We start from the raw sequence: 9,916 nt of genomic DNA, 5'->3' as shown, positions 1-9,916 counted from the left end.
AACCGCACAGCATTTAATCAAGGATTACATTGATTCAAACGCTGTGCTTCAAACAGATAAAAGTACCACCTTCTCAGACCTGAGTGATTGTATTGATGTTCATGTCAGAGAAATCTCTGGTACACAAGAAGGCAATTTTAACCTCAAATGGGTTCATATTGCCATCAGTAACTTAAAGAAACACCTGCAGACATACCATATGATCAGCGAACGAATGATGCAGAACTATCTGGATGAGTTTTGTTACAAGCTAAACAGAAGATACTTCGGTCAAAAACTCTTTGACAGACTCATTATTGCTTCAATTTACCCATACTGGCATGATTGCGGATAATCATAAAAGATTTTTTAAAAAATCAGATATCCAAACACTACTGACCCAAATGGAAACTTTTGGGGAATTGATTAAGGTGGAATCAAAAATCAATGAATGAAGAGATCCAAAAGATAATTTCTTATTGAGTCTTTCGGTTGATGGTAAAGCAGATTTCTTAGTAACAGGAGATTCTGATTTATTAGTATTAGGGAAGATAGAGAAGACAAAAATAGTTTCTTGGACTGAATTCATTTCTAAAGAATAAAAAATCACAGCCTGTCCCTCTTTAGCGGGAACACCACAACATCACCATGGATACATCAGGAGGTAACGAGTAAATATGAAAATCTGTATCTTGGAGAAGTTAGGAGTAAGCTTGAAGTTTACAGCCCCCAATGCCTGCCAGAAGTCAGACAGGCCCGCGATCTCCAAGCTAAATCACATGAGCATAACTTATAAAACGACATTTTTGAATTTGAACAAAATCAGTTATGGTTGAAAAAACTAAGCTTTATGGAAATCCTGTTGACCCGATTGCTTTTAAGCGTCCCCAGTTTTTCGCATGGTCGGCCCTCATTATGAGGGTTATCGTGGTGCTAAGTTTTGAACATTGAACATCATTTGATTTTGCTTTCAATACTTCAGACCTGCAAATATTAGAGCATCAATTTTTTTGAATTTTTAAAGCCAAGAAAGAAAAGGCTTTATGAAAATGCTCACAAATAGTTTTCTTGTCCCAAATATTTATTAAATTTGGGACGAATTAAAATCAATGGAAAGACCACAAGTAGAAAATAGAATTGCAGAAGCAGTTAAAACCTACCCAAAGGGTAGTGTTCTCTTTGTTGACGACTTTTTAGACTATGGCAATCCTGAAAGCGTTAAGAAAGCCTTGTTTCGCCTGAAAGAAAAGGAAATTCTTGTCCGTTTGGCGCACGGGATATATTTATATCCAAAAATTGATAAAGAACTTGGAACTCTCTTTCCATCTACGGAAGAAATAGCCAAAGCCATTGCAAGACGGGATAAAGCGAGAATTATTCCGGCAGGCGTTCAAGCCTTAAACAAATTAGGTTTATCTACCCAAGTTCCAATGAAAGTAGTTTACTTGACTGATGGGGCTGCAAGAACCGTAAAAGTCGGCAAGCGAACTATCACATTTAAAAAAACAAGCCCGAAGAATCTTTTAGTAAAAGGAGAAATAAGCGGTTTAGCTATTCAGGCACTTAAAACCATTGGTCAAAATAAAGTAAATGAAAAAACAATAGAAAAAATTCAAGCCATTCTAAAGAATGAAAAGAAAGAGAATATCATAAACGATGCAAAACTTTCCCCTGCTTGGATTAACAAAATAGTAATGCAAGTAATTGAATGACTACAAATTGGCTAACACTATCAAGGGAAAGAAGGGTTGAAATCCTCAACCAGGCGACAGAATTAACAGGTTTGACAGCCATTGCCATTGAGAAAGATTGGTGGGTATCATTATGTTTGAATGCTTCATTTTCTTTGCCCTACAGCGAGCACATTGTATTCAAAGGTGGAACTTCTTTGAGCAAGGGATGGGATTTGATAGAGCGATTTTCAGAAGATATTGACTTGGCAATTGACCGCAAGTTTTCGGATTTGAAGGAGACATTAGTAAAACACAAATAAGAAAGCTTAGAAAACAATCTTGTGAATTCATTTCAACAGAATTTCTCAAAGACTTAACACGAACTTTGACAGATTGGGAAGCAATAGCAGAATGTGAGCTATTTGCACAACCCGTTAACGATTCAGACAAAGACCCACAGGTTATTGAAATTCATTACAATTCGGTAGTGGATACATCGGAATATCTACCTCAAAGAGTTTTGATTGAAGTAAGTTCTCGTTCCTTGATGGAGCCGACAGAGAAGCGTGAAATCAATTCCATTCTAAGTGTGAATTTCTCCAATTTGGATTTTGCAACAGATGCATATTCAATTCCTACGGTTCTACCCCAACGAACTTTCCTTGAAAAGATATTCTTGCTTCACGAAGAGTTTTCGCAAGAGCCTGAAAAAATTCGCATAGACCGACTTTCAAGGCATTTATATGATTTAGAGAGGTTAATGGACACTCATCACGGTGTAACAGCACTTCAAAACAAGGAACTTTACAACAATATTGTTGCTCATAGAGAAAAATTCAATCCGTTGAGGGGGCTTGACTATGCTAACCATACTCCTGACAAAATCAAAATCATACCACCAGACACAGTTATAAAAGAATACGAGAGTGACTATTCAGAAATGACCAAGTTTATGATTTATGGGGAAGCGTTGACTTTTGACAGATTGGTAAAAAGAGTTTCAGAACTTCAAACAAGAATAAATGAAATCAGTCAACCCTGAAAGCAAGGATCCCGAATGCTTTCGGGACCAAAGCCGCACAAGGCATGCCGTCATTCGTCGGCACAGGCATTTCACCCGTTGGAACGATCATGTTTTTGACCTTTATTCACCATTCAAGGCACGCACATTACCATGGATACATCCGGCGGTAACGAGTAAATATAAAAATCAGTACCTTTAACAAGTTAGGAGTAAGTTTGAAGTGTACGGCCCCCTATGCCCGCCTGAAGTCAGACAGGCCCGCCGTCTCCAAGCTGAATCACGTGAGCATAACTTATAAAACGACATTTTTGAATTTGAACAAAATCAGTTATGGTTGAAAAAACTAAGCTTTATGGAAATCCTGTTGACCCAATTGCTTTTAAGCGTCCCCAGTTTTTCGCCTGGTCGGCCCTCATTATGATGGTTATCGTGGTGCTAAGTTTCCCTCTTACCTACTATCTCCCTTTAGTGAAAGGATCGGGCAATTTCGATACTCTGCACCATTTACACGGTCTCACCTTCTTCGCATGGATTGGCCTCTATGTATGGCAAACGTGGCTAGTTGCAAGGGGGCAAATCGGCCGGCACCGCGAAATCGGCCTAATAGGATTTGCGCTGACGGGGCTTATAATACCGCTCGGGTTTTGGATGGCGCAACGCGGCGCCCAGCGACGTCTAGAGACTATGGTCAATCCCTACGAATTCACCTGGTTTAACCTAGCCGATATGACCTTGTTCTCGGTATTCATGATCGCCGCAATCCTGCTCGTCACCCGACATAAGGAGTGGCACCGCCGGTTTGCGTTTGTCGCCGCACTCTGCCTTGTCGCACCAGCAGCTACGCGGTGGACCTTGCGCATTCCAGATATTGACCCATTTGTCCTCGATATCGCGTGTTACTTGATCATCTATCCCTTCTTGATCGCGCTCGCAATGTTTGACTGGCGCGCATTTAGAAAACTGCATCCTGCCACATTGATGAGTATTGTCCTCCTGCTGCCTGTGCATGTTTCTAGCGCATGGATCGCACGATCAGTTTGGTGGAATACAATTGCACCGGCCCTGATTGGCCAGCCTTGAGGATGAAGCGTAGGTCGGAGTTCAGTGATGCCTGCGTTAATTGAACCATGTCAAGCTATTGGGCTAATTGGTAAACTTCTAATTTCCAATTCCCCTCTCACCGACCACAAATCTCCTTATACGGACAATACTCACATTTTTTCAACACCTCCGTTTGGTCAAAAGGAACTTCCGGATTGTAAATCTCCTCCAATAAACCCTTCAATTTGGCCTGAAAATCCTGATCATAGGTTTTGTAATCCATAACTTCTACTCCGGCCTTTCTGCCTTCCTTTTGATAGAGGTAGGGATCAAAATTATCTTTGAAAACTTCTTTCAAATTGAAGATGGCGGGCTTGAGTGGGGCGGTGTTTTCGGGATGGGTTCCCTGATAGATTAAGCCATAAAACAGCGTTTGCATGGCTGCTTTGTTTCTTTTCTCCAAGCTACGGTCAAAAAGCGCCTCCAAATCCGGAAAGGTTTTCTGATCTCCTCCCGACTTATAATCTATCAGCCGAATCACACCATTGAGCTCATCTACTCGATCGATAATCCCCCGTAGCATGACCTCTCGTGTCCCGGTCGGGGTCAGAATTTTTAAGCCGGTTTGATACTTTTTTTCCTTTTCCAGAGATACCAATCGAAAGGGTGCCGTTGAGGCATCGTATTCCAAGACCTGCTCCACGTAGCGTTGGATCACATCCCGGGCGATGGCCAGTTGACCATTGAGCTTGGTATCGGCCTCCTCCTCCAAATGGTAAAAATCCCGAATCGCTTTTTCTACTGCAGGAAAAATCCAGTTTTTCTGCAGCTCAGCGATGTCCTCTTTTTCGATTTGAGTTCGATTTTTTCGCTGGACAAATCCAGCGTATAGGTTTTCCAAGCTGTAGTGGGCCAGGTTTCCAAAAACTCCCGCGTCGATCTCCTCACTCACTTCCTCTTTCTCACTGATACCTGCGATGTATTGCAAGTAAAATTTCAGATGGCAATCCAAATAAACATTCAACGCTGAAGGGGAAAATGCCGTCTCGGAATGACCGCTCTCCCCTACCAAGTAGCGCTCCATGGTCTGAAGAATAGCAGGCACCTTTTCGATTTGGATGGCTGCAGTTGACTTTTGGTCAATGGGGACGTAGATCACTTCCTCAGCTACCTCTTGATTGAGTTCTACCTCCATCTGCTGAATGTAGCGACTCTTTTCCCCGGCTTTTCCTTGGTCAGCGGCAGTGGTATAGATCATGTGAACTTCCTCCGCCGCATGCAAAAGACGGTAAAAGGTGTAGGCATAGATCGCATCATTTTGCTCCTGTACGGGTAGGCCAAAAGCCCTTCGGATAGTAAATGGAATCATGGAATTCAAGCCCGCTGAGGGCGGAAAACTATCCTCGTTCATATTGCAGATGATGACGCGACGAAAATCCAAATTCCGGGACTCCAGCACCCCCATGACTTGCAGTCCGCGAAGGGGTTCTCCCTCAAAAGGCAACTTGACTTCTTGAAATACCTGCCGAAACAAGCGGATAAAAAACTCCCGCTCTATCCCCAACTGCTCCTGCTGCTCAAAGGTGTCCCGAAGTCGGGTAAGCTGCTTGAAGCATTGAAAAAGGTAATTGCGCTGCAACATATCCTCTTGGAGCAGTTCGGCCAATTCCTGCATCAAACTACTCAGGTAAGGGAATAATTGATCCGCCTCCAATTTCTGGAAAATCAATTCGAAGATCTTTCCTCCCTTTTGTAAATCAGCCTTGGGAATATAGACCTTATTCATGGCCTGAATCTCTCCCAAAACCTGCTTGCAAAAGGTGGGATTAACGCTTTTGAGGTAGGTGGAAGAAAGTAAATTTTTGATGGGCTGATGATAGAAATACGCCTCCCCGTTCTCCAGTTTGATGAAGCGCTGCATCTCCAAGACCGCTTCCAAAAAAGCATAGACAGGAGCATTTTTGACGGGATATCCCATCGTCACGTTCACCTGATCGATCCGCTCTGGTAAGGAATGGAGAACCGGAAAGAGCAATTGCTCATCGGGTAAAATCACCACGGTTTCCTCGAGTCGCTCCTCTTGGGGAATTTGCTCAAGCAATGAACCCACCAGATTGGCCTGATTCACTTTCAATGGGGTGGCATAGGTTTTTATGTTGGCAGACTTCTCCTGAATCATTTCGGGAAGCTCCTCAGGAAAAGTCGGTCCCAGGATCGCATCTCTTCGGTATTCCCGGAAAAAAAGTCCTGCTTCCTGATTTCCATCTAGGGTGTAGTAGGCATCCACATCCCAGTAGATTTCTGCGCCAAACTCTTTGATAAAATGCTTGATCAGCACTTCCTCTGTTTTGGTGAAGGCATTAAAACCGACGAATAGGTACTTTTTGTTAGGTTTTTGAATAGTGTTCAATTTTTCAGCTACCTGTCTGTATAGCTTGCCGGAATAAGCCAAACCGGATACTTCGAGTGAAGCCTGAAAGACGCGGTACAGCGGCTTGAGCAATTGCCAAAATTTCAGAAATTTCTCCTGATGCTTTTTATCCTGCGTGATGAAGGAATTCCAAAACTGACGGATCAACTCGATTTGACTATCGGTCAAAAAACTCAAATCCGACTCCAATTCCTTGATTTCTGCCAAATGATGATAAAGTTTGTCAGGATCGGCCATAAACTGATCCACATCATTGAAATCCTTTAGGATCATTTCCCCCCAGAAGAAAAAGCGGTCAAAAGTCTCCGGCTCGGGATGTAACTCCCCATACACCCGATACAACTCAAATATCAACGTCAAGTCATCGGCCGGGCGCTTGCCGGCAAAATCATAAAATACATCCTCGATGGTTTTGACCTCGGGCATCCAAGTGGGTTGATCGATCAGCGCCCCCAGATGTTGGGTGAAAAAAAGCCCTGCCCTACGATTGGGCAAAACCACTACGAGCTCTCGCAAGGAATCTGATTGCTTGAGGATTTTTTCAGCGGTATTTCTTAAAAAGTTATGCATGTACTTCTTTGATTTTTCCGGTTTCTAAATAGCATAAATAGCCCTTGCAAGGCTTTTGGGTGAGCGAATGAACCAGTTCCATGTATTCTTTGACTTGCTTGGCATAGCGGTCTTGCTCTTCTCCTGTTTTAAAATCGACCACCACGACTTCCTCTTGATGCAGCAGAATTCGATCGGGTCTTTTTTGCTTTCCTCCCGGCAAAAGAATCCCCTGTTCATTCAGCGAAAGCTGCTCAGGATCAAACCAAGAGGCAAAAAGGGCATTTTCGAAAAGCCCTTTGAGTTGGGAAAGCACTTCTTCTTTCTCTTCGGAGCTCAGTCTTCCCTCAAAGTATAGGGTATCCAGCTCTAGTTCGGCTTGTTTTAGGGTATCTGATTTTTCCAGAATCTCATGCACCAAGAGACCAAAGTTCCGTTTCTTTCGCTGCTCCATTCCCTCAGCGGAAAAATCAACCGCGTATTGCTTCACCTCCAGCAATTCTTCCCACTTTGTGTAGGTCCAGCGCAAGGATGGAGCTTGAAAGTGGGCCTTCTCCGGAACCGTCGACTCGGGCCAGTCTCCCAGTTGAAAGACATTGGACTCACTATCCATCGCTCCGATTTCCGATATACCAGTTTCCAAGAGCTGCTGTAAATGAAGCTCAAGGTAATTTTCTGAATTAAATGACCCCTTGTAAGGAGATAAAGACCAGAAAATCTCCTCAGCTCGAGTAAGTGCTACATAAATCATATTCAAGCTGTCCAGATAGGCCAAGGTCGCTTCCTCTCCGTAGGTATCAGCAAAAAAAGATTGGCTCAGGCTGCCTTGTAGGTTCAGCGGAATCACCGCCCTGAGTCCCGATTCTGTATCTTCAAAAGGAGACCAGACAATATTATCCTGTTTGGCATCAAAAATCGTCCATTTCAAGAAAGGCATCAGAACCACTTTAAATTGGAGTCCTTTGGACTTATGAATGGTCAGGATACGCATGGCATCATGGCCTTCGGGGATTTTTACCGTTCGCTTTTGTTTATTGACTTCCCACCACTCCAGAAAGGCACCTAGGTCAGAGCGGTTTTTAGAGATAAAGTCGAAGATCGCTTCCCGAAATCCTGAAATATACGCCTTCTCCAAACCCGTCTCTTGAATCCCAAGGATCCGAATCAACTCTTCGGTCATTTCCAAAAGAGAAAGTTGCAGCAATCCCTGTTCTTGCTCCTTAAATGAGGCAATGTCCATGGCAAAAGCCTCGTCCATCTGATTCAATGAGAAGAGATCGTGATCGACTTTCTGATCCAACAATACGGCACGGTAATACCACATGGTTTTAAACTGCACTTCATCTTCCGGCTGGTACAAGTATGAAAGTGCCGAAACCAAGGCTTTGACCGAGGCGGCTTTGTCTAGAAACATGGATTCGTCAGAAAGCACATCGTAGCGGTAGTGATTATCCTGAGCTTCGGCCGATTCCAGCATCAGGCAATCGGCGATTTCCTCCCCTTCAGACTTGGTCCGTACCAAAAAAGCAATATCCTTGAGCTGATAGCCCAAATCTTGAAGCTTTCTGACCTGCTCGGGAATTTTCTGAATCACTTGTGCATTAAACTTCCCCTCATCTTCCAGTTCCTTGTCTTCCATCAAAAACTCCATGCGAACCATGCCTTGGAAAGCTGAATTAGCCTTTTTTGAAGATACTTTTTGCTCCACATCCCCATAGGCTTTGGAAAGAATACTTGGGTCTGCCACCCCATAAGCACTCGAAAGCACCCGCTCAAAGGAAGCCGGAAGCGCATGAAAAAGCGCATTGTTGAATTCAATTATCCGCGGCAAACTCCGATAATTGGTGGCGAGGTTTTTGGCATCGATCAAATGAGCCCCGATTTCCTGCTCCACCTGCTCGAGTAGCAGCTTCATCTCTCCACCACGCCAGCGATAGATGGATTGCTTGACGTCTCCTACCAGTAGGTTGGGATGTCCAAAAGAGAGGGAGTTTTGAAGAAGAGGCTTGAAGCTTGCCCACTGAAAGCCTGAAGTATCCTGAAACTCGTCTATTAGAAAATGTTGGAACTGATTCCCTACTTTCTCATAGATAAAGGGAGCATCATTTTCATGCGTGATCTCTTTGAGAAACTCGTTGGCATCCGAAATCAACAGCATGTTCTCCTCTTCTTTGATCAGAGATAAGTCGTCGATTAGATTCCGAAAAACCCCATATACATAAATATTTCTAGAGATGGCACTGATGGTATTCCATTGCTGTTCGAGTTGGGGTACTCTTCCCAAAAGCTCTCCCAGTCCCGCATAATAGGAGCTCTCAATCGCCTCTTTGTTTTTGCTAGTTTTGGTAGCCCAGCCCTCGGGTGAGGAAGCCTTTTCTTTTTGTAAATCTGTAAAATCGGAAAATGGAGAATTCCTATCTCCAAACTTGTCAAACTTGGCCAAAAATCCCCGATTATAATCTTTCCATTCTAAACCATGAGCTATTCGTATTTGGTTAGCTTGTTCCTTAATCGCCTTCCCAAGTTTTATTAGCTCATCCCTTCGCTTTCTGACTAGCTTCTGGAGTTGATCGGCATTTTCTTTTTCACTGAGGAAAGCCTTGATTTCGGCGGCATGTTGTTTGAAATTCTCCTGAAAAATCTGCTTGCCCAAGCCGTGAATATTTTTTCGGATATCCCAAGACTTGCCATTTTGAATCTGATCAATGGCATAATCCACGAGCCATTTATGCAGAAACTCATCGTCCATAACCTGCATGACAACGCGATCCACTACCCGCTGCAGGACCCCATCTTGATCCAGTTCCACTTCAAACTTCGCATTAAGGTCTATTTCTCTCGCAAAAGCACGCACCACTTTTTGAAAAAAGCTATCAATCGTACTGACCGAAAAATGGCTGTAATCATGCAGAATTGCCGTCAAGGTCGCTTTTGCCTTTTGCCTCAAGCCCTCGGCATCCACTTGGAGAAATTCCTTCAATTCCTGGTCTAGGAACTCCTCCTCATCTACTTGCTGAGAAATCCTTCTCAGCACTGACAGGATACGCTCTTTCATCTCCTGTGTAGCTTTGTTAGTAAAGGTCACTGCCAGGATTTGTCGAAAGGCGGTGGGTTGCCTTAGGGCAAGCTTGAGGTACTCCAGGGTCAGAGTGTAGGTCTTGCCCGAACCTGCCGAGGATTTGTAAATGATAAAGGGTTTGTTTTCCATAGCGAAAAAGT

The 9,916-nt window shown here is 43.6% G+C and carries 7 protein-coding genes and 1 pseudogene; 6 read left to right on the top strand and 2 right to left on the bottom strand.

What is annotated here, in order from left to right:
* From BLQ57_RS17065 to BLQ57_RS17045, 6 genes and pseudogenes are all read left to right on the top strand, one after another.
* On the top strand, positions 1-334 hold a 334-nt coding region (locus BLQ57_RS17065; RefSeq protein ID WP_139162781.1), incomplete at its 5' end, for a transposase.
* A gap of 112 nt (positions 335-446) precedes the next feature.
* A pseudogene (locus BLQ57_RS21590) lies at positions 447-581 on the top strand (putative toxin-antitoxin system toxin component, PIN family); the annotation flags it as partial.
* Positions 582-1,088: 507 nt separating this feature from the next.
* Complete coding sequence (locus BLQ57_RS17055; protein ID WP_087940765.1) at positions 1,089-1,691, top strand: DUF6088 family protein; 603 nt, start codon at positions 1,089-1,091, stop codon at positions 1,689-1,691.
* Positions 1,688-1,972, top strand: coding sequence for a nucleotidyl transferase AbiEii/AbiGii toxin family protein (locus tag BLQ57_RS21585; RefSeq protein WP_205635640.1), 285 nt, complete (start codon positions 1,688-1,690; stop codon positions 1,970-1,972). Before BLQ57_RS17055 ends, BLQ57_RS21585 begins: the two co-directional genes overlap by 4 nt.
* A gap of 65 nt (positions 1,973-2,037) precedes the next feature.
* The gene (locus BLQ57_RS17050; protein ID WP_205635639.1) at positions 2,038-2,694 is read left to right on the top strand and encodes a nucleotidyl transferase AbiEii/AbiGii toxin family protein; all 657 of its coding nucleotides are present in this window, start codon (positions 2,038-2,040) and stop codon (positions 2,692-2,694) included.
* Positions 2,695-3,006: 312 nt separating this feature from the next.
* Positions 3,007-3,756 carry a hypothetical protein gene (locus BLQ57_RS17045; RefSeq protein ID WP_087940764.1) on the top strand — a complete coding sequence of 250 codons (750 nt, stop codon included), beginning with the start codon at positions 3,007-3,009 and terminating at the stop codon, positions 3,754-3,756.
* A 97-nt stretch (positions 3,757-3,853) separates the two neighbouring features.
* Here the strand turns inward: BLQ57_RS17045 and BLQ57_RS17040 are convergent, their stop codons facing one another.
* Positions 3,854-6,718, bottom strand: a complete 2,865-nt coding sequence (locus tag BLQ57_RS17040; RefSeq protein ID WP_087940763.1) for a PD-(D/E)XK nuclease family protein — start codon at positions 6,716-6,718, stop codon at positions 3,854-3,856.
* Positions 6,711-9,905 (bottom strand): UvrD-helicase domain-containing protein, encoded by a 3,195-nt coding sequence (locus tag BLQ57_RS17035; RefSeq protein WP_087940762.1) that lies wholly within the window; start codon positions 9,903-9,905, stop codon positions 6,711-6,713. Before BLQ57_RS17035 ends, BLQ57_RS17040 begins: the two co-directional genes overlap by 8 nt.
* Positions 9,906-9,916: the final 11 nt, after the last annotated feature.

The organism is Algoriphagus faecimaris, from assembly GCF_900101705.1.
Classification (GTDB): domain Bacteria; phylum Bacteroidota; class Bacteroidia; order Cytophagales; family Cyclobacteriaceae; genus Algoriphagus; species Algoriphagus faecimaris.
The sequence above is the reverse complement of the archived record's forward strand: the minus strand, read 5'-3'. Positions and strand labels throughout refer to the sequence as shown.

Coding starts and splice junctions, on each gene's coding strand:
- BLQ57_RS17055 (WP_087940765.1), top strand. CDS start 1,089: ATGGAAAGACCACAAGTAGAAAATAGAATTGCAGAAGCAGTTAAAACC.
- BLQ57_RS17045 (WP_087940764.1), top strand. CDS start 3,007: ATGGTTGAAAAAACTAAGCTTTATGGAAATCCTGTTGACCCAATTGCT.
- BLQ57_RS17040 (WP_087940763.1), bottom strand. CDS start 6,718: ATGCATAACTTTTTAAGAAATACCGCTGAAAAAATCCTCAAGCAATCA.
- BLQ57_RS21585 (WP_205635640.1), top strand. CDS start 1,688: ATGACTACAAATTGGCTAACACTATCAAGGGAAAGAAGGGTTGAAATC.
- BLQ57_RS17035 (WP_087940762.1), bottom strand. CDS start 9,905: ATGGAAAACAAACCCTTTATCATTTACAAATCCTCGGCAGGTTCGGGC.